This is a genomic window from Bifidobacterium sp. UTCIF-38 (assembly GCF_006454495.1).
In the GTDB taxonomy this organism is placed as follows: Bacteria; Actinomycetota; Actinomycetes; order Actinomycetales; family Bifidobacteriaceae; genus Bifidobacterium; species Bifidobacterium callitrichos.
This window is the reverse complement of sequence record NZ_JFAL01000033.1, coordinates 14,713-36,321: the sequence shown is the minus strand read 5'-3', so window position 1 is coordinate 36,321 and position 21,609 is coordinate 14,713. Positions and strand designations below refer to the sequence as shown.

Below are 21,609 nucleotides of genomic sequence, written 5' to 3'. Positions count from 1 at the left end.
TTATAATGGCACGGCCCCACCCGGGGCTGTGCCTCTTACCGCGTGGCATTTAGAAGTCAATAAGTTAAGAAAAGAAAGGGAAAGAACCATGTCATCCCCATCCTCCTCGACATCGGCGTCGAAGACCTCGGGCGGCAAGACCTGGATCATCGCGTTCGCGCTGGTTACGCTGCTGTTCTTCATCTGGGGTCTGGCGATGAACCTCGTCAGCGCCATCCGTGATCCGTTTGCCGTCTACCTCAATCTCAACAGCACCGAATCCTCGCTGCTGCAGGTCGCCTACTTCGGCGCCTACTTCGTGATGGCGATCCCGGCGACGATGGTCGCCAAGCGCTTCGGCTACAAGGGCGGCATGATCTGCGGCCTGATCTTCTTCGTGATCGGCGCGTTCCTGACCATCCCCGCCACCACTTCGCTCAGCTACGGCCTGTTCCTGTTCGCGATGTTCGTCATCGCCCTCGGCGCGGCCTCCCTCGAGGCGAACTGTAACCCGTACATCACCAAGCTCGGCGATGAGAAGGGCGAATCGTTCCGCCTGAACCTCGCCCAGAGCTTCAATGCGGTCGGCTCGGTCGTCAGCCCGCTGATCCTCGGCATGATCCTCGGCAACACCGCATCCGTCAAGAGGGGCGATCCCGGTTTTGACGAGGCCAAGATCGCCTTCATGGGCCAGACCCGCATGTTCTACATCGTCATCGGCATCATCCTCGCGGTCGTGCTCGCCGTGTTCGTCTTCGCCAAGCTCCCCTCGCCTCCGGGCGACGAGGAGGAGGCCGCCTCCGGCGGCTCGGCCCAGGACAGCTCGATCGGTGCCCTGCTCAGGAAGCCGTGGGTCGTCCTCGGCGTCATCGCCGAATTCGTGTATGTGGGTCTGCAGACCATCGGCTTCTCCACGTTCTCCACCTTCGCGCAGCAGCAGTGGGAGGGCATGAGCGCCGGTACGGCCGCCACGTTCCTCGCCATCCTCACCCTGATGTTCGCGATCGGCCGATTCGTCACCACCCCGTTCATGACCAAGTTCCACCCGGGCAAGATCCTCGGCGTCTACATGATCGGCGCCACGATCCTCGTGATCCTCACGGCCATGGGTCTGGGCAAGGTCTCGGTCATCACGTTCATCGCCCTGTACTTCTTCATGTCCATCGCCTACGGCACGATCTTCGCCCTCGCCCTGTCCCAGCTCAAGGGCGCCGCGGCCAAGACCGGCGCCAGCCTGATCACGATGTCCATCGTCGGCGGCGCGATCATCCCGCTCATCTACGGCGCGATCACCGACGCCGGCGGCATGAACGTCATGCTCTGGTGCACCGTCCCGCTGTTCCTGTTCCTGGTCTGGTACGCCTTCTGGGGCTGCAAGATCGGCCTCAAGGAAGCAGCCTGATCGACTGATCGACTGATCGTCTGATCGAAAGGTAACCCATCATGGCATTGAAGGTCATCGACTCCCACTTCCACATCTGGGATCCGGACACGCAGGATCTGCCGTGGCTCGCGGGACTGCCCGCCCTCCAGCACAAGTACACGGTCGAGGACCTCGAAGCCGAATACGCAAAGTTCGGCGTCGACTTCCTCGGCGGCGTGTACGTGGAGGTCGACGCGGCCGACCATGAGCTCGAGGATCGCCTCCTGTTCGAGAACCCGTCCCCGAAGATCCTCAAGCGCATGCTTCGCAGCGACGTGAGTCCCTGGATGCGCATCCCGATCAACGCCGACGGCATCCGCGAACCGCTCCACGTCGACTCCGAACCGCGCGGCCGCTGCCTCGAAACCTCGTTCATCGAGGGACTCGAGGCGATGGCCGACAAGGGGCTGCCGTTCGAACTGTGCAATCGCGGCGCCGAACTGCCCGACATGGCCAAGGCGTTCAGCCAGGTGCCGCAGGTCACGGTGATCGTCGATCACCTCGGCAACGCGCCGGGACTCGACGACGACACGAAGGCCGCGCTCACCGCGCTCGCGGGGCTGCCGAACTCCTATATCAAGGTCTCCGGCGACAACCCGGTCGACCCGGACATCGTGAAGTACGTGCGTGACACGTTCGGCCCGAAGAAGGTGCTGTACAGCTCCAACTGGCCGGTCGTGGAACTGAACTCGACCTTCGCCGCGCATTTCCAGCTCATGCTGGACACGTTCGGCGAGGACGAGGACTTCTTCGCGAACAACGCCCGCCGCGCCTACGGCATCGAGGCGTAGCCTATATATAACCATGTAACCATTGCATAACCATTCGGTGCCGAGGGGCGGTTGGAACCGATGTTCCGCCGCCCCTCGGCGCATATGGACGCATATGGACGCATATTGACGCATATTGAAAGGAATCACATGACGGACAACGCCGTATTCTCGGGCATCATCTGCCCCTCCATCACCATCACCAGGGACGATGGCTCCATCGACTACGAGAACTGGGGCAGACATCTCGACCACCTCATCGAGGCAGGCGTCAACGGCGTGCTGATCTTCGGCAGCATCGGCGAGTTCTACGCCTTCCCGCTCGACGTGAAGAAGGAGGTCGTCGACTTCGTCGTGCGTCATGTGGGCGGGCGCATCAAGGTGTTCGCCGGCGTGGGTGACACGAACATCGACAAGGTGCTCGACTTCTCCCGCGCCGCCGAGGCCAGTGGCGTCGACGCGCTCGTCGTCGTCTCGCCGTACTACTTCGGCCCCACCGCGGGAGGCGCGAAGGCGTACTTCGGCGCGGTCGCGAACGCCGTCGACATTCCGGTGATCCTCTACAACTTCCCGCCGCGCACCGGCTCCGACCTGACGCCGGAGCTCGTGGCGGAGCTCGCGGCCGAGTATCCGAACATCGTCGGCATCAAGGACACGGTCGACACGATCAGCCACACGCGCAAGGTGATCCGCGCGGTCAAGGCCGTCAATCCGCGATTCGCCGTGTTCTCCGGATTCGACGAGTATTATCTCGTCAATCGCGTCTCCGGCGGCGACGGCGTGATCTGCGGCATGACCAACGTCGAGCCGGAGACCTTCTCCAACCTGCACACCGCCTACGAGGCGGGTGACTACAACACCGCGATCCGCTCCGCCCAGCGCATCAGCCACCTGATGGCGCTCTACGACCAGTCCGACCTGTTCGTCTCCGCGATCAAGGGCGCCGTCAAGGCCAAGGGGCTGCCGATTTCCACCCTGATCCGCGAGCCCGCCGTCCAGCTCACCGACGCCCAGTACGCCGCCATCCGGCAGATCCTCGACAGCTGACCTCAACGGCCGGCCCGTTCCCGGCTCCCCCTGTCAGGGGGAGGCGGTGCTGGTCCGGCAAAACAAAACGTCCGATCCTATAGGATCGGACGTTTTGCGTCTTTTAGGAACTATGTTTTCGTTCGATCCTAGGGGAACGAACGTTATATGACGTTCGGAGGACGCGTTTTCGTCCGATCCCGTAGGATCCGTCGCGCATGCCGTTATTCGGCGTTGAACACGACGCCCTTCTGCAGGATCAGGTTCGCGTATTGCGCCGATTCGCCGCTGGCGATCACGCAGTACGCCTTCCTCGCCTGCTCGTAGAACGCGAAGCGCTCGAGGGAGCCGATCGCGTCGGCGCCGCGCTCGTCATGCTCCTTGATGAGGTCCGCGTATACATCCCAGATCGGGGTGGCGACGGTGTCTCCCGGCACCTTCTCCATCAGGGTGACCGGCTTGTCCACGTAGGTGTCCAGCGGGAAGACCGTCAGGATCGCCTTGAGGATCTCGTCGCCGCCGTGGCCGTCCATGCGCACCACGATCGCGTTCTTGCCGATCGATTCGGCCGGGAAGTTGCCGTCCGCGATGACCAGCTGATCGCCGTGGCCCATCTCGCACAGCACCTTCAACAGTTCCGGCGGGATGATCTTCGGAATACCTTTGAGCATGAAGCCTCCTTGCTCGTGCCTATTCGCGTTCGCGTCCGCAGGCTGCCTCGCCCCGACGCCTCGACCCGGTCTCGCCGATCAGCGAGACTCAAGCCGATGCTCTCATCATACCGCCAAGGAACGAAAATTTCGATACCCATCCGGCACTTTTCTGCTGATACGTGATGACGGCAGCCGACTGATTATTGACGGAGCGCCGCTGCATATGTCAGCTACGCCTCAACTACGCCAGGGCCTTGTCGATAAGTGCGTTCACGGCTTCATCCTGCGTTAATCCGTGCGTCTGCGCATAGATCGCAACCTTCTGCTCGCGGGTGAGTCCTGACTGCGCAAGACTATCGCCCAAAGCCTGTCGAGTGTATTCGCTTGGCGTAACGTGCTTGGCGTGTATGACTAGTGGCCGCGGATCGGCGGTCTCGACGTACACCAGTTCGATTGGTCGTCGCTGCTGGTCAAAGCCGATTCGATCTGCTCGCGCGTCAGATGGTGCGCCTGTAGCGCGTGGGGATGTATCTCAATGTCTTTGTTCGATTCCTCAGTATAACAGGCTGTATGACGATTGTCATACGTGTTATTGTCGTCGTGGCTCATGCTTCTTCGTTCCAATCCGTATCGTCATGAGAGTCCGACGCCGCGTCTCTGCGTTGTCGTCGGATATCTGCCGACGCTACCGCGTCAAAAATCGGTGGTCCAATCGGTTCGCGATGCTGTGCATGGATGTGGATATGTATGTTGATAACGTGCGGTTCGGAGAGCGCTTCGGCTCCCCGTCAGTAATCCGCTGTTACGGGCGATTGCGCCTGACGGCGGAATTCGATGGGGGAGATGCCGTTCTTGCGTTTGAAGGCGGCGCAGAACGAGCTGGCATCGGTGAAGCCGCACTCTTCGCACAGTCGTTTCAGCGGCAGGTCCGAGTTGATGAGCATGTACTTCGCGGCGTGCATGCGTGCGTCCACGATGTAGGCGTGCGGCGTGTACCCGGTCTCCTTCTTGAAGACGCGGATGAAATGGTATTCGCTCATATGGGCGAGGGACGCGAGATCGCCGATCGGCAGCGGGTCGGCCAGATGGTTCGCGATGTAGGTGAGCACATCCTCGATGGCGTGCGGCTGGCGTTGCTCCGAAGCGCCGGAATCGGCCGCCGCCATCGCGAACTCGGTGAGGATGTCGGTGATGTACTTCGCCATTTGCGGTTCCGAAATGCGCTTGCCGGAATGGAACGTGCCGTAGATGTTGCCGAGGCGTGTCAGCACGTAGCTGGGGTCCTTCAACGAGAACACCGTGCCGAGGCGGGAGACGATCAGCTCATAGTAGGCGCGCGCCGTCGGGCCGTCGAAATGCATCCACAGCACGTCGCTCGGCTCGTCGGTGCTGTAGGAATGATGCGCGTAGCAGTTCACCAGTATGAAATCGCCCTTCGCGGCATGGGACGTGCCGTGCGGCGTGGTGACGTCGAACGAGCCTCGGCGGATCGCCATCAGCAGGAAGCTGTCGAAGGAGTTGCGCTCCTGCCGGTACCCGGCCGCGTAGTGGAATGAACCGACGCGCAGGGGGTAGAGAAAGGTCCGTATCGCGGTTTTGCTCGGCGTGTAGATATAGAAGTCAGAGCCCTCGTTGAGGATGCCGTGTTCAGCTGGTTTCATGCGGGGTCTCCTTCTCTCGTGTGCTCGCGTGTTCCTTAAGTGTACCTGCGGCCACATGGTTTTGCGTCCGCAATTTTTCTATATTGGAAAGCAGGAAAACAGCAAATATCATTGAAAATCCGCTTTAGTCTTGTAGGCAAGTAATCAATACATTAATCATGCAAAGGCGAAAGGCCGCAGCATCTAACGAAGGAGCACCACCATGGCCGTGACCATCAGGGACACCGTCATCACGATCCCCACCTACGAGATCGGGGCGGCGGACAAGAACCCCGAATTCATCGAGAAGCGCGTCTACCAGGGAAGCTCGGGCCGCGTGTACCCGTACCCCGTCATCGAGACCATCAGCGACGAGAAGAAGGACAAGGACTACAAGGCCGTCATCATCGGAAACGAATACCTCGAGGTGACCGTCCTGCCCGAACTCGGCGGACGCATCCAGTACGCGAAGGACAAGACCAACGACTACGACTTCGTGTACCGCAACGACGTCATCAAGCCCGCGCTCGTGGGCCTGACCGGACCGTGGATCTCCGGCGGCATCGAATTCAACTGGCCGCAGCACCACCGCCCCACCACCTACCTGCCCGTCGACTACAAGGTCGAGGACCTCGCCGACGGCGGCAAGGCCGTCCAATGCCACGACACCGACCAGATGTACGGCACGCAGGTCGTCACCACGATCGCGCTGCACCCCGGCAAGGCGTACATCGAGATCACTGTGCAACTGTACAACGGCACCCCTCTGCCGCAGACCTTCCTGTGGTGGGCGAACCCGGCCGTGCCCGTCAACGACCACACGAAGACCGTGATGCCGCCGGACGTGACCGCCGTCATGGATCACGGCAAGCGCGACGTCTCCCGCTACCCGATCGCCACCGGAACCTACTACAAGCACGACTACTCCGAAGGCGTCGACATCGGACGCTACAAGAACGTGCCGGTACCGACCAGCTACATGGCCGCGCACTCCGACTACAACTTCGTCGGCGGCTACGACTTCGGCGTCGGTGCCGGCATCCTGCACGTGGCCGACCACCACGTCTCCCCGGGCAAGAAGCAGTGGACGTGGGGCAACGGCGACTTCGGCCGCGCATGGGACCGCAACCTGACCGACGCGAACGGCCCGTACGTCGAACTCATGACCGGCGTCTTCACCGACAACCAGCCTGATTTCACCTGGCTCAAGCCGTACGAGGGCAAGACCTTCACCCAGTACTTCATGCCGTACAAGGCCGTCGGCCAGGTCAAGAACGCCTCAATCGAAGCGGCCGTCAACCTTGAGATCGGACCGGAGGACACGTTCGGCGCGGCCGGCGAGACCGAAGGCATCGAAGCGCAGGGACTCACGGGTGGACAGGGCCGCGTCACCGTGTACGCGACGCAGGTGTTCGACGACGCGCATGTCACCGTGACCGACGACCGCACCGGCCGCGTCCTGTATGCGTGGAACGGCCGCCTTAGCCCGAACGACACCGTGCGCGCCGAATTCGAAACCGGCGACGCCGCCGCAAGCGACGTGACCGCCGCCGTCACCGCCGCCGACGGCCGCACGCTCATCGACTACACGCCGCAGCCCGCGAAGATCGAGAAACTGCCCGAACCGGCGAAGGCCGCCGACGAGCCGGAGCACATCCTCACCAACGAGGAGCTGTTCCTCGCCGGTATGCACCTCGAACAGTACCGTCACGCCACCTACATGCCCGACCCGTACTATCTTGAAGGACTCAAGCGCGATCCGGGCGACGCGCGCATCAACAACGCGTACGGCCGGCTCCTGCTGCGCCGCGGCGACTTCGCCGGCGCGGAACAGCGTTTCCGCACCGCCATCAAGCGCCTCACCAAACACAACACCCAGCCGTACGATTCCGAACCTCACTACAACCTCGGACTCGCGCTCTTCTACCAAGGCGACACGGACAAGGCGTTCGACGCGTTCTACAAGGCCACATGGGACGACACGCAGAAGGAACGCGCCTTCCTCTACATGGCCGCGATCGCCACGCGCCGCGGCGACCTCGCCGACGCGCTCGACTACGTGCAGACCGCGCTGACCCGCAACACGATGAACATCAAGGCGCGCGGCCTCAAGGCGTACCTGCTGCGCCGATTCGGCCGCCTTGACGAGGCCGCCGAGGCGCTCGACGAGAACCTCGGCATCGACGCGTTCGACTTCGTGTCCGGCTACGAGCGCGTGCTCACCGCGCACTCCGCCGGCGACAACGCGGCCGCGACCGAAGCCGGCGCGGAACTTGCGCGGCTCATGCGCGGATTCCACCAGAACCACCTGCAGGTCGCCCGCGACTACGCCCTGTTCGGCGCATACGAGGAGGCGCTGGCGCTACTCGATCTCGCCGACCAGCGCCAGCCGATGGTCAACTACTACAAGGGCTACTACCTCGCCCAGCTCGGCCGTACGGACGAAGCGCGCGCCGCGTTCGAGGAGGCTGAAGCCTGCCCGTCCGACTACTGCTTCCCGAACAAGCTCGAGGACATCGCCCCGCTGAGCCTCGCCATCGAGACCGTGAACGGTGCGAAGGCCCCGTACTACCTCGGATGCCTGTACTACGACAAGGTCCAGGCGGACAAGGCCATCGCCCTGTGGGAGCGTTCGCGCGACCTCGACCCCACGTTCCCGACCGCGCACCGCAACCTCGCGCTCGCCTACTACAACAAGCGCGGCGACGCGGCATCCGCCGAACGCGAGATCGAAGAGGCGTACCGACTCGACGAATCCGACGCCCGCGTGTTCCTTGAACTCGACCAGCTGCACCGCAAGATCGGATGGACCTACGCGCAGCGCCTCGTCGAATTCGAGCGTCACCTCGACGTGGTGGCCGAACGCGACGACCTGTACATCGAGTACCTCACCGTGCTCAACCTCGCCGGCAACTACGCGAAGGCCTACGAGCTCATGGGTCGGCGCCGCTTCCACCCGTGGGAGGGCGGCGAAGGCAAGATCACCGCGCAGTACCGCATCGCGCTCACGCTGCTCGCCAAGGACGCGATGGCCGCAGACGACTGGGCCCACGCCAAGGAACTGCTCGTGAAGACGCTCGTCTACCCGGAGAACCTCGGCGAAGGCAAGCTCGAAGGCCAGAAGGACAACGACATCCACTACCTGCTGGGCGTCGTCGAACGCGCCCTCGGCGACGAGGATGCGGCCCGCGCCGAATTCCGACAGGCCACGATCGGCCCCGACGAAGTGAAGGGCGCGATGTACTACAACGACCAGCCGGCCGAGATGATCCTCTTCCAGGGTCTCGCCCACAAGGCGCTCGGCGAGGACGGTCCGGCCAACGCCCGCTTCTACCGTCTGCTCGACTATGGCGAGCAGCATCTCGACGATAAGGTCAAGATCGACTACTTCGCCGTCTCGCTGCCCGACTTCCTCATCTTCGAGAACGACTATACGAGGATGAACCGCATCCACTGCCTGTACCTGATGGCGCTCGCCAACATCGGCACCGGCGACAAGGCTGCGGCCGCTCGCTTCCTCGACGAGGCGCGCGGGCTCGACCCGAGCCACATCCAGGCGAACCTCTTCGCCGACGAGATCGCCGACCGCCACACGCTGTGACGGCGCTGTGACATCACTGCGACATCGGCTGGCTGTGGTGCGGCGGCACGCTCGTCGACGACAATTTCGCGAACGGCGACGTGTGGGAGGTGGGATTGCGCGATTGCGTGGACCTGCTCGTCTCCGAACGCGGTTGTCTCGTCCTGACGATCGCGCCGATCCGCGAGGGTGCGAACGTGAACGTCGAATCCGCGATGGCTGCGCGCATGGAACGCTCCGACGGGCAGACCGCCGCGCTCGAATCGGTGGAGATCGTGCCGGTGCACAGGTCCATGCTGCGCCGGGCGTGAGCTGCTGCCACAAGCATGACGGGCGTGCGCCAAGCGGAACGGTATGGTGAGGATATGGGAATCGTGAATGGGATGGTCGGCCGCGGTTCGCCGCGCGGGGCCGGCGGGTTCACGCCGCAGGCCGTGCTGTGGGATCTCGACGGCACGCTCGTCGACTCCGATCCGATGTGGGTGGCGGCCGAACGCCAGTGCGCCGAACGCCACGGCGTCACATGGAACGACGCGTTGAGCCGCGCGATGACCGCGGCGCCGCTGCCCGTCTGCGCGCAGGTGCTGCGCGAGGCGGGCGTGCGGCTCGACGCCGATCGAATCATCCGCGAGCTCATCGACGACGTGACGGTGAGGTACGAGGCCGGTGCCGGCAGCCATGCGACGGGCGTGCCGTGGGCGCCGGGCGCATGGGCGATGATGCTCGCCCTGCGCGGGGCCGGCATCCCCTCCGTCCTCGTCACCGGCTCGCCGCGATCGCTCGGCGAACGCGTCATCGCCGCCGCGCCTGCCGGCACGTTTGTGGGACTCGTCGCCGGCGACGACGGTCTCGCGCACAAACCCGACCCCGCGCCCTACCTCGCGGGCGCACGTCTCGCCGGCGTGGACCCGCGTGATTGTCTCGTCTTCGAGGATTCGGCGAGCGGGCTGACGGCCGCGCTCGCCGCCGGGGCGCAAGCGGTCGGCGTGGAGGCATGCGCGCGCGTGCCGTTGCCGCGCGACCTGGGCTGTCCGGTCGCGCCCTCGCTGATCGAGGCCGCCGGACTGATCGGTCTTCCGGTCAGCTCAGCAGGAACGCGATAATCGCGATGCCGAACCGTGAAGCGGACAGTCCGGTTTGACAAACCCTGCGGGGGGGGGGGGTATAAAGCCAAGTGGTGTGCATGCTGTTCCGCACATAGAGGTCCTATGTTGTCGCAGGTGTCCGCGCATATCGTCGAAACCATGGCAGGTTTCAGGTTGACGATCTTCGTGGATTGCTTTGACTGCAGACGCGATTGTGAGCGTTCACGGTCGTGATGGGCTGATTGAGCGGATCTGCAGGTACGGAAATCTGTGGCACCGAAAGAAGGACGAGGACTGAATGAACGGCATTGGGGCATGGCCGAAACTCGTCGGCATGGTGGCGGCGGCCGCGCTTGGCATTGTGGCCAGCGTTGGATCAGCCGTAAGCGTGTCTGCAGCTCCCGCCAGTGCTGCAGCGATCTCTTCGCCATCCCCTCAGGTCCAGTCCCGTCAGAGCATTGCGCCCATTGCCGGCTGCACGGATGTGCAGGACTGGGATACGCTGACCAAGTGCGCCGGCGGTGCCGAATCCGGTCTCGTCACCATCACCAAGACCATCACCGTTCCTTCGACATCGACTATTCGGATCACCAAGGACATCACGCTGACCTCCGCCGTCGTGGACGGTCCGACCTTGACCGGAGCCGGGGAGGGCGGTGCGTTCATGCTGGTGCAGGGTGGCGCATCCCTGAGCATTGGCACCGCGGTCGGCGACGACTCCTTCATCTATCGCAATGGCAGACGCAATTTCGCCTACACGGCTGCAGGGGCGACGTTCACCGTCAACGGCGGTACCTTCGATGGCATCGACATCTCCAAGGACGGTACCGGTGGAGGCACTCTGGTCTTCAACAACGGCACCGCCGTCATCAATGGAGGCTCCTTTACGAACAACACCGCCTGGGCCGGCGGTGTGATACGCAGTGAGCACGGCACGCTGAACATTACCGGTGGCAGGTTCACCGGCAATGTCAGCAAAGGGTACGCGTACGACGGCAACAGTGCACCGCTTATGGGCGGTGGCGTCGCATATGTCAACGGCGGCGTGTTGAACGTGTCCGGCGGAACCTTTTCGGGCAACGAGTCGCAGGTCGGCGGTGCCGGTGGCGTCTTCTACCTGTATTCCGGTGTTACGGCCACGATCAGCGGAACCTCCGCCAAGCAGACGGTATTCGAGAACAATGTCCAGAATCCGGGCGAATGCACTCGCGAGTCCTTTGCTCCCTGCAGTGGTCCGCGTTCCGGTGGCGGTGTGATCTACATGGAGAAGAATGGCGCAGAGGCTTCATTGACGGTTCGCGGCAATGTGAGGTTCACCGGCAACGGCGAGAAATCCTCCGCCGCGTATTCCGGTGGCGGTGTGATCTGGGTCCGTGGCGCGCTGGCCGTCAAGAACGGCATCGATGGCTCGACCCCGTTGTTCGAGAACAACTGGGCCATGATCAGAAAACCGTCCGGTCAGGCCGATGAGGCCATCGAGCGAGGCGGTGCCGGCGGAGCCATCTTCCTGATGATGAAATCCACTGCGACCATCACCGGCGGCAGATATGCGGACAACACGTCCGGATATCTGGGTGGGGCAATCTACACCGAGGAGAACACCGTCACGTATGTCGGCAAAACGGTGGCATTCGAGAACACCGCCGGCCACTTCGGCGGCGGCCTGTGGTTCTGTCCGTCCGGTAACTCCACCGCATCCAAGGGCGGCAACATCGCATTGTTCGACAATGACGTGAAGCCGAGCCTCGACGCGAATTCGAGCAACCTGCCGACGGATGATCCGGCCAAGAACCAGGTCACGTACGCCGGCCACGATCTGGCGATCATGAACCCGAACTTCAAGAGTCTTGGCGATAACCAGTTCCTGCTGATGAACACGTGGTTCACCGACCGTAACAACCCTGCCGTGACCTGGAACTGGGACAATACTCCGCTGAAGGAATCCTCCGGATTCGCGGATTCCTGGTTCAAGGACCAGGGAAGAGACGCAGTGCTTGCCGATACCGTGACGCATCACGGCGAGGAGCAGAACCCCGGCCTGATCACCCTGACGCGAGGCAATACGCCGGGGGCCTTCCAGACCGGCGTCGCATTCAAGGCAACGGTCAGGGGTAATGCCGCCGAACAGCAGCAGCTGAAGGACAATGCGAAGAAATCCGCGCAGATCACCATCAACGGCAACCGCTCCCGCCTGTCCGGTGGTGGCTTCGGCTCGAACGGCGTGGTCGTGTTCGACACCCCGTATTCGATGAGCTGGCAGAAGGTCGACTCATCCACCGACAAGAAGGAACCGGTCAAGACATCATCCACGTGGACGCTGTCCGTCAGCCTCCCCGAAGGCAAGACCCCGTACAGCGACGAGGACATGCGTCCGACCGACTGCCAGGTCACCGGCGGCGATGTGTCCGATGATTGCTGGAAGAAGACCGGTACGCCGGCCGCTCATGGGGAACGAACGTGGACCGTGGACATCGTCGACAACGGCCAGCGAGACAACGATCCGGACATGGGTGGCATCAGCCTCGACAACCTCGCGCCAGGCGTATACACGCTGGTCGAGAAAAGTGCGCCGAACGGCTTCCAGAAGACCGAGAACGTGTACACGTTCACGATCGAGGCGGCGGTGTCCAACAACTCCATCCCGAAGGAGCCGAACCTCGAATACGCGGAAGGATACCCCAAGAAGGATGCTGCCGGTAATCCCATCGACGACAACCTCTTCGGCGAGGTGACCGCCACTGAAAACGGTCGGCGCATCATCGGTAACAAGTCGGTTCTGGGCAAGCTGGAATGGACGAAGACCGACGATCAGAACACCGCGATCACAGGTAGTGAATGGACGCTCGTCGGCCCGAACGGCAAGCCTACGTATAACGCGATCTCGGATTGCGTCGACAAGGACAAGTGCGCCACTGACCCCGGTTCGGACACAAACGAGAACCCGGGCAAGTTCACGCTCGACATCACCGACAAGGACAAATTCCCCGACGGGGAGTACACGCTGACCGAAACCAGGACCCCCGTCGGATATTGGATGCCGACAAACGCTGAACACAAGGTGACGCTCGGCACCGACGAGGCGGGCAATCGCACGGTGAAGTGGGCCGAGGGCGAGACCGGACAGATCGCGAACACGCCCACGAACGTGTCATGGATGAAGGTCGACGCATCCGATACCACCAGTCTCGTCGGTGGGGCCGAATGGCGGATCACCATGATCGATTCCGCGACGGCCACGCCCGCGGACGGCAAATCATGGCTGATCGCTGATTGCGTGCCGGGCTCGTGCGATGTTCCCGAAGGTGGGTTGAAGGACGAGGACGGCAAGGCCGGTCGGTTCACCGTCGCCAGACTCGAACCGGGCGTATACACACTCGTCGAAACCAAGGCGCCCGAAGGGTATGTGAAGTCGGATGCGACCTACTACTTCCGGATCGATCAGTCGGCACCCGCCGATAACAAGGCGATCCTGCTCTACTCCAAGTTCACCGCCGGAGATGGCGGAGGAACACTGAGCGATCCGGTCAGGGCCGGCGAAACCGACAATGCGATCATCAATACGAAAGTACTGTCCGCATTGCCGTTCACCGGTGGCCGATCCGCTCGCGACTGGCTGATCCTCGGCGGAGGCCTGATCATTGCGGCAGCGCTCGCAATGGCGGTCATGAACCGGGAACGCGAGAAGGCGCTGACCGTGTAACGCGGATCATCGCCTAGCCACACAGGATTTGCGGATCGCGGGGGCCGAAAGCCTCTGTGCGATTAAGCCCCGGCCTCCGCGATTGCAGAAAACAGTAACCAACAGAAACAAGGAAGAAGGATTTCTCATGAAGATGAGGAAACTGTTCGCCGGAATCGCCGCCGCAGCCACTCTGCTCGGCAGCATGGCCATGGGCGCAGTCAGCGCTCAGGCGGAGGATGGCATCATGGCCGTTGCCGCGGTGCCGGACGGAACCACCGTGACGCTGCAAGGTCAGAATGTCACTGCTCCCGGTGACGAATTCAAGGCTGATAAGGATCCGAAGACTTCTGACGGTCTGCGCCAGTTCGCCTACCTGAAGCTGGCCAACTACACCAAGGACAGCAACGGCGAGTATTATTTGACCTCCGCTTTGACTCCGGAGCAGCAGGCCAAGCTGACTGACGCGTTCAATGCTCTTGGCTATGATGCCGCTACCAACCCTATCAAGGATCCGTTCACGTGGCTTGGTTCTCAGGATGCCTCTGCCTTTGCTCAGGACAAGGAGCCGGCTTGGCGTGACTTCATCAATGCGGTGAATACTCAATTGGGTAAAGAGGCAACGGATGCTGATTCTGAAACCCTCAATGGTGATAACCTCACTGTGGATCTGGAGTCTCAGGGCCTGTTCATGATCATCGACAAGAGCGGTGATTACACCGTCAACACGAACAACTGCCCGGTGACCTACCACCAGATCAAGCCGATTCTGCTCGGCACGAAGCTGAGCAACGTGACCAATGGCGATGGAACCATTACGGTGTCCCTCGGCAAGGATGGTGCTTCCAACGTCAAGCAGGAGCAGACCACCAAGTGCACCACCAATGGTCAGTTCCAGAAGATCGGTTCCAAGTCCGGTGATCAGAACGGTCTGGCTGGGGCAACCTTCGATATCTACAAGTGGACCGGCACCGGCGAGCCCAATGCTGACTCCTTCACTCCCGAGAACATGACTGATGCCAACAAGGTCGGCACGGTCACCACTACCGCAGACGGTATCGTGAAGCTGAGCAACCTGGCCCCCGGCACCTATCTGGTCTACGAGAGCACCGTTCCTGACGGATACCTTGCGCAGTACCGCGCTAAGCTCATTGTCAAGGTTGAAGGCGATCAGACAGACCCCTCGAAGCCGCTGACGGTGACCATCACCGATCCGACGAACAGTGGCCTCCTTACCGGTAATGCTGGCAACCAGCAGTATAAGAACATCACCTCGATCATCGAGCTCCCGAAGACCGGTGCCGCGGGCATCGCGCTCTTCCTCGCCGTCGCCGCCCTCCTCGGTGGCGCCGCAGTGACCATCTACATCAAGTCCCGCTCCACCAAGCGCGCCCTGATGCACTGAATGTAATAGATCATTTTCTTGATGACCTCAAGTATTCTTGAGGTCATCTTTTATAATAAGGGAATTGTTATTATGAGCCTACCGCATCGCAGAATTGAAGATGATGATAAGAAGAATAGGAAAGAGAATGAGGGAAAGAAAAAACTGCGTATTTTAGTCGTAAGTGCTCTCTTGGATGAGATGAAAGAGTTTGAGGGCATTGTTGATAAAGAGTGTAAAAGAAAAGGGAGGCCTCTGCCGTTGCCGCATCCTTTTTCTTCCGTTGCAGAGAGTCGATATGCTTCAAGCCTTGGCTTCATCAGAGTCTGGAGTAATTTCTTTGTACATCATGATGTGGAGATTGTGACATATTGCGCTGGTGATATGGCGTCGAATGCGGCTGTGAAAATATCTTCGACGATTACTCTTTTAGAGCCTGATGCGGTCATTATGGTTGGTATCTGTGCTGCTGATCGAAATGATGCTTCTATGGGGGATGTTCTTATTTCGAATAGAATATATCAATATGATATAGGTAAAATCAAAGATGATGGGTTTATGTTAGATGGAATTTGTCACATGACTCATTCTGCATGGCGTGCGGTAGGAGAGGAGGTTGCCGGTGCTTACGACGCGAGTCGCCATAGTAAAATGGAAAAGAAATATGGCAGGTTATGGTGGCTTTCTAGATTGAGCAATGGTTACTCGACTGTTGGTTCTCCTGCGTTTGATGCTGCTGCTAAGTATTATGGTGAATCCTATTGGATTGATATTTATAATGACTGTATAAGAAAGGGGTGGATAACGAACGGCAAAATTACCGCTAAAGGTATGAATCACTTGGAGAATTATCGGAATAAGCCAGGTGAGCGACTGTCGCATTTTCCGAATTCTATAAGAATCGTTCCTTTTGCTTCAGGTCAATTTGTTATTTCCGGAGACAATGGCTGGTCAATGGTTCGCAGAGCAAGCCGAAAAGTGGTTGGTGTAGATATGGAGTCTGGTGCGGTTGCTTCTATCTGCCAGTATTTCGATATTCCGTTTGTTGTTGTGAAAGGTGTTTCCGATTATGGCGATAGCCATAAAGGCGACTCGGTGAGAAAATATGCTGCTCATGAGTCTGCGATGACGGCACTGCAGATGATTGAGAAGATTGATAATTATCTATAGTTAAAGGTATTAATACAGATTTATTCATTAATTAGACGGTATAATAGTATAGTATATCCTTCTTTGTGTTATGAGATAATTGGATAGACTAATTTGATTCGATCATCAGAAGGAGGTGCATATGGCGGTGAGGTCTGTGAGCGGTCGCGAGGCGGGTGAATTGCCCTCCTTCGCCTTGGCGATTGATGTCTCCGACATCACCGCCGAGCGCAGGCGATTGAGGCGCAATCTCATTGTCATGCGCGTCGTCACCGTGCTCCTGCTGGTCGCGGCGATTGGTGTGGCCGGTTTCCCCATCGCACTTCAGTTCAAGTCCGGCATGGAACTGGCCAAGACGACGGCGACGAGTGCGAGTGAGGTGGCCGGCTGGCCATACGCGAAAACCGAGGACGCACTCGAAGCCGCCCGCAGGTACAACGAGAAACTGGCGAAGTCGGGACAGCCGGTACTCGGTGAAGGCGGCGTCGACCCGTTCACCGCGGCCCAGGGCGGCTCGCATGCAAGCGGCGAGGACACCGCTTCGGCGAAGGACAAAACCTATCAGAGCATGCTGCGCACGGATAACGGCGTGATGGGTGCCATCAAGGTACCGAAGCAGTCGATCGACCTGCCGATCTACCATGGCACCTCCGAACGAGTGCTGGGCTTGGGGGCCGGTCACCTGTACGGCACGTCGCTGCCGGTCGGCGGCAAGTCGACGCACTCGGTCATCACCGGTCATCGTGGATTGGTGGAGGCGATGATGTTCACCCGCCTCGATGAGGTCAAAAAGGGCGACTTCTTCTACATCGAAGTGATGAATCGCACCCTCGGCTACGAGGTCGACCGCATCTCCGTGATCCTCCCCGACGATACCTCGCTGCTGAGGATCGTGCCCGGCGAGGACCGGGTCACATTGATGACCTGTACGCCGTACGGTGTGAACACGCATCGTCTGCTCATCTCCGGGCATCGCGTCGCCATTCCGATTCCGGCTCCCGATCCGCATGACGTCCACGATGCCCGCGACATCGCCATCGGTGTCACCGTCGGCATTCTCGTCGCGGGATTCACGGTCATCAAACTGGCCCGTCGCCGTGAGGCATCCCTCCCACGTTACATCCGCCACGCAACTCGGCGATAACGCATCGCGTCCGATTCGGGACTGACGCACGCTTATCGGGAATGATTCCCCGCGGCGGGTGGGCGACAGGCGTCGGTTCACTCATCGCCATGCCTTCGCAGATACTCCCGCAGGAAGGGCACTGCGAAATCGACCTCGCCTCGACCCGGTCTTGCCGATCAGCGAGCCCCAAGCCGATGCTCCCATCATACCGCCAAGGAACGAAAATTTCGATACCCATCCGGCACTTTTCTGCTGATACATGATGACGGCAGCCGACTGATTATTGACGGAGCGCCGCTGCATGCGTCAGCTACGCCTCAACTACGCCAGGGCCTTGTCGATAAGTGCGTTCACGGCTTCATCCTGCGTTAATCCGTGCGTCTGCGCATAGATCGCAACCTTCTGCTCGCGGGTGAGTCCTGACTGCGCAAGACTGTCGCCCAAAGCCTGTCGAGTGTATTCGCTTGGCGTAACGTGCTTGGCACTGGCCGCGGCCTCTACCAGTCGCCACAGTTCGTCGGGGATTCTTATGGTGTGCGCGCGCATGTCAACGCGACTTGGCGGAAACGGGTCGGCTTCGCGCGTCAGGGTCGAGTTCGTGAATCCATGTTCCGCTTCGCTGGCCCAGCGTTCCACCATATCGTCGGTAATGGGCGTTCCGTCTTTGGCGATGTACTGCTTCCTGTTCATGCCTGACTCCATTCCTTGAAGAATCCTCTGGTAAGGAAATTGGCGTGTATGACTAGTGGCCGCGGATCGGCGGTCTCGACGTACATCAGTTCGATTGGTCGTCGCTGCTGGTCAAAGCCGATAACGGCCCATCGCGGCGGATCCGAACTGTGATCTCTCCATCTGATTCGAGCGGGGCCGATTCGCGTGGCGAACGCCGATTCGATCTGCTCGCGTGTCAGATGGTGCGATCTCAATGCATGAGGGTGTATCTCGATTCCGTTATCCTCTGATTCTCCAGTATAGGAGATTGTATGACAATTGTCATACAAATATGGTGTCGAGATTGGATCATAGTCATCCATGCCTGTTGCTCCAATCGTCATTGATGATCCCGCCATTGCGTGGTAGGTGCTTCTGAGGCTATCGTGACGGGTATTGCTTATTGCAATCGATCTTGTACCGATGTGGATAAATGCGGTATCCATGTTGATTTCTGATTGCGGTGCATTTCGTCAAGTCGGCGTTTCGGGTTTCGTCACTGTTTTTCCCGGCGAGGACCGGGTCACATTGATGACCTGTACGCCGTACGGCGTGAACACGCATCGTCTGCTCATCTCCGGGCATCGCGTCGCCATTCCGATTCCGGCTCCTGACCCGCATGACGTCCACGATGCCCGCGACATCGCCATCGGTGTCACCGTCGGCATTCTCGTCGCGGGATTCACGGTCATCAAACTGACCCGTCGCCGTGGGGAATCCCTCCCGCGCTACATCCGTCACGCAACTCAGCGATGATGCATCGCGTCCGATGCCGCTAGCTCAGCAGGAACGCGATCACCGCGATGAACACCGGGCTCGTCAGCGTGCTCATCAGGATGCCGTCGCGCGCGAACGTCAATCCCACGTTGTAGCGGGCCGCATAGTTGTACACGTTCTGGCCGGTCGGGAGCGCCGCGAGCACCACGCACGCGTACAGCTCCGGACCGCGGAAGCCCATCATGAAGTAGGCGAGCAGGAACGCGATGACCGGCATCACGATGTTCTTGAGGATCGCCACGGTGAAGATCGCCGGGCGATCGCCCTTCTGCTGCAGCGGCTTCGTGCCGTGCAGCGACATGCCGAACGCCATGAGGATCATCGGCACGGCCGACTCGCCGATCATGTTGATCGGGTCGTACAGGTAGTTCGGGATGAACCATCCGGTCTTCGCGTTGACGGCCGACAGCACGATGCCTAGCAGAGAGCCGATGAGCAGCGGCTGATGCAGCGGCTGCTTCGCGATCTCCTTGACCGACACCTTGCCCTTGGTGAACACGTCCAGCGCGGTCAGGCCGATCGGCGTGAACAGCGCCTGCTGCATCACCAGGATCGGGGCGACCAGCGCGCCGTTGCCGAGGATGTACGTGGCGATCGGCAGACCGATGTTGTTCGAGTTGAGGTACAGCGAGTTGAGCGCGCCGATCGTCGCATCGGCCGCGTTCATATGGAAGAACATGCGATTGAGCACGAGGAACACCACGCCGATGAGCATCGCCGACAGGAACGCGACGATGATCGACGGGTGGAAGATGTCGAAGATCGGCTCCTTGGAGAGGATCGCAAACATCAGACACGGACTCGACACGAAGAACGAGAACCGATTGAGCACCATCTGCGCGCTCGGGCCGCCGATGCGCATACGCGCCGCCACATACCCCACGAAGATGACGATGCCGATGACGCAGAAGCCCTGCATCGCGCTAAGTAGACCTGGCATGTTCCTCCCTTATCGGCTTCCCATACTCGCACATCGCCATGCATTCGTCCGCCGTATCTCACTGACCGGTCCTCGAACGCATCCGTGGACGCCTTCCGTGAGCCGGACGTTCCCGTTCACGCCCGTGCGGACGTCGTCCGTGCGATTCCCGCCCGGGCATCGGCCCGACGAATGGGCACCCGGCCTCGGCGCCGGCGCGTCCCCACTAGAATCGCGGCTATGACGAACGATACGAACACCACAGCTCCCGCCGATCCGAAGGCCGCGCTCGCGCGCGACACCGCCACCCCCATCACCCTCAACCCGAACGCGCCCCGCACCGAGGCCATCGCGACGATCCTCGCCCAGATCATGACCGCCTACTCGGTGAGCGACTACGAGACCCCGCTTGCCGACGAGATCGAACACTTCCTGCGCCAGCAATCCCACCTCGCCGTCCGACGCCACGGCGATACCGTCGTTGCCTCCACCGACTTCGGCCTCGATCGGCGTGTGATCCTCGCCGGACACATCGACGTCGTCCCGGTCATCGACAACTTCCCGCCGCGTTGGCTGGAACCCGGCGACCCGCTGATCCGCGAGGATATCGCCGAGGCCCATCCTGGCGAACGCGTCCTGTGGGGTCGCGGCGCCACCGACATGAAGGCGTCCGATGCGGTGATGCTCTACCTCGCCGCCACCCTTGACGGCGCCGCGCCCGAAACCACGCCGAACGCCGATCTCACGTTCGTCTTCTACGACCACGAGGAGGTCGCCGCCGAGAAGAACGGTTTGAGGAAGGTCGTCGAGACCCACCCCGACTGGATCACCGGCGATTTCGCGATCATCGGCGAGCCGACCAGCTGCGGCATCGAAGGCGGCTGCAACGGCACGATCCGCTTCGACGTGATCACGCACGGCGTCGCCGCGCACTCGGCCCGCGCATGGATGGGCGTCAACGCGATTCACAAGGCCGCGGACATCCTGAACCGCCTCAACGCCTATGAGCCGGCCGACGTCGAGGTGGACGGCCTGACCTACCGCGAAGGTCTCAACGCCACGCTGATCTCCGGCGGCAAGGGCACGAACGTCATCCCCAACGAATGCCGCGTTCACGTCAACTACCGGTTCGCCCCCGACAAGTCGCTCGCCGAGGCCAAGGCCCTGATGATGGGTGCCGACGCGGGCGCCGAGCTCGGCAACGGCGAGCACACCGCCACCGGTGGTGTCTTCGAGGGCTACGGCATCGAGATGAAGGACGAGTCGCCGTCCGCGCGACCCGGCATGGACGCGCCGCTGGCCGTCTCCCTGGCGAGGCTCGTCAAGGAGCGCACCGGCCGCGACCCGCTCGCCAAGCTCGGCTGGACCGACGTCGCCCGGTTCTCCCAGCTCGGCATTCCGGCGGTCAACCTCGGCGCCGGCGACCCGCTGCTCGCCCACAAGCACGACGAGCAGATGCCCGAATCCGATCTCACGCTCCTCACCGACATCCTGGGGGAGTGGCTGTCGTTGTCCCGTTGACCATGAGTCCCCGGCTGATTGCCGGCTGAACGGCCCACGGTCCGATGGTGCGGATGACACGCCGTACGCACATCGTGGGTAACTGACTCGGTGTCACGGGGAACGTACGCTGACGGCGCCGTAGCGTACGCTCCCCGTGACTTCGGGGCCGATCTCACCCGTATTCGTACGCTGCCGCGACGCAAGC

Annotated in this window: 15 protein-coding genes and 1 pseudogene; 12 read left to right on the top strand and 4 right to left on the bottom strand. The window is 61.1% G+C overall.

Going from position 1 to position 21,609, the window contains the following annotated elements; genetic code table 11:
• The first annotated feature begins 88 nt into the window (after positions 1-88).
• From BW11_RS10790 to BW11_RS10780, 3 genes are all read left to right on the top strand, one after another.
• On the top strand, positions 89-1,381 hold the full coding sequence (locus BW11_RS10790; RefSeq protein ID WP_043165795.1) for an MFS transporter: 1,293 nt from the start codon (positions 89-91) through the stop codon (positions 1,379-1,381).
• Between the two features lie 41 nt (positions 1,382-1,422).
• Positions 1,423-2,193, top strand: a complete 771-nt coding sequence (locus BW11_RS10785) for an amidohydrolase (RefSeq protein ID WP_043165793.1) — start codon at positions 1,423-1,425, stop codon at positions 2,191-2,193.
• A gap of 129 nt (positions 2,194-2,322) precedes the next feature.
• Entirely contained in the window at positions 2,323-3,219 is an 897-nt protein-coding gene (locus BW11_RS10780; protein WP_140445730.1) for a dihydrodipicolinate synthase family protein, read from the top strand.
• Between the two features lie 203 nt (positions 3,220-3,422).
• Here the strand turns inward: BW11_RS10780 and BW11_RS10775 are convergent, their stop codons facing one another.
• Positions 3,423-3,869: an RbsD/FucU family protein gene (locus BW11_RS10775; RefSeq protein WP_140445729.1), complete on the bottom strand. Its 447-nt coding sequence runs from the start codon at positions 3,867-3,869 to the stop codon at positions 3,423-3,425.
• Positions 3,870-4,639: 770 nt separating this feature from the next.
• Positions 4,640-5,512 (bottom strand): AraC family transcriptional regulator, encoded by an 873-nt coding sequence (locus BW11_RS10770; RefSeq protein WP_181162610.1) that lies wholly within the window; start codon positions 5,510-5,512, stop codon positions 4,640-4,642.
• Positions 5,513-5,714: 202 nt separating this feature from the next.
• Between BW11_RS10770 and BW11_RS10765 the strand changes: the two genes are divergently transcribed.
• From BW11_RS10765 to BW11_RS10735, 7 genes are all read left to right on the top strand, one after another.
• Complete coding sequence (locus tag BW11_RS10765; RefSeq protein WP_140445727.1) at positions 5,715-9,092, top strand: DUF5107 domain-containing protein; 3,378 nt, start codon at positions 5,715-5,717, stop codon at positions 9,090-9,092.
• Between the two features lie 89 nt (positions 9,093-9,181).
• Positions 9,182-9,382: a hypothetical protein gene (locus BW11_RS10760; protein ID WP_140445726.1), complete on the top strand. Its 201-nt coding sequence runs from the start codon at positions 9,182-9,184 to the stop codon at positions 9,380-9,382.
• Between the two features lie 54 nt (positions 9,383-9,436).
• Positions 9,437-10,174: an HAD family phosphatase gene (locus BW11_RS10755; protein WP_181162609.1), complete on the top strand. Its 738-nt coding sequence runs from the start codon at positions 9,437-9,439 to the stop codon at positions 10,172-10,174.
• Positions 10,175-10,454: 280 nt separating this feature from the next.
• The gene (locus BW11_RS10750; protein WP_140476374.1) at positions 10,455-13,856 is read left to right on the top strand and encodes a prealbumin-like fold domain-containing protein; all 3,402 of its coding nucleotides are present in this window, start codon (positions 10,455-10,457) and stop codon (positions 13,854-13,856) included.
• Positions 13,857-13,983: 127 nt separating this feature from the next.
• On the top strand, positions 13,984-15,240 hold the full coding sequence (locus tag BW11_RS10745; RefSeq protein WP_140445722.1) for a SpaA isopeptide-forming pilin-related protein: 1,257 nt from the start codon (positions 13,984-13,986) through the stop codon (positions 15,238-15,240).
• A gap of 21 nt (positions 15,241-15,261) precedes the next feature.
• Positions 15,262-16,389: a hypothetical protein gene (locus BW11_RS10740; protein WP_140445721.1), complete on the top strand. Its 1,128-nt coding sequence runs from the start codon at positions 15,262-15,264 to the stop codon at positions 16,387-16,389.
• 121 nt (positions 16,390-16,510) lie between these two features.
• The gene (locus tag BW11_RS10735) at positions 16,511-17,512 is read left to right on the top strand and encodes a class C sortase (RefSeq protein WP_140445720.1); all 1,002 of its coding nucleotides are present in this window, start codon (positions 16,511-16,513) and stop codon (positions 17,510-17,512) included.
• Between the two features lie 303 nt (positions 17,513-17,815).
• Here BW11_RS10735 and BW11_RS10730 read toward each other — a convergent pair whose 3' ends face one another.
• Positions 17,816-18,184 (bottom strand): hypothetical protein, encoded by a 369-nt coding sequence (locus tag BW11_RS10730; protein ID WP_107043773.1) that lies wholly within the window; start codon positions 18,182-18,184, stop codon positions 17,816-17,818.
• 522 nt (positions 18,185-18,706) lie between these two features.
• Here BW11_RS10730 and BW11_RS10720 point away from each other — a divergent pair.
• A pseudogene (locus tag BW11_RS10720) lies at positions 18,707-18,961 on the top strand (class C sortase); the annotation flags it as partial.
• Between the two features lie 19 nt (positions 18,962-18,980).
• Here BW11_RS10720 and BW11_RS10715 read toward each other — a convergent pair.
• Entirely contained in the window at positions 18,981-19,922 is a 942-nt protein-coding gene (locus tag BW11_RS10715; RefSeq protein WP_043165786.1) for an AEC family transporter, read from the bottom strand.
• A gap of 219 nt (positions 19,923-20,141) precedes the next feature.
• On the opposite strand from BW11_RS10715, the gene dapE reads away from it, so the two are divergent.
• Complete coding sequence (dapE, locus tag BW11_RS10710; RefSeq protein ID WP_140445719.1) at positions 20,142-21,422, top strand: succinyl-diaminopimelate desuccinylase; 1,281 nt, start codon at positions 20,142-20,144, stop codon at positions 21,420-21,422.
• Positions 21,423-21,609: the final 187 nt, after the last annotated feature.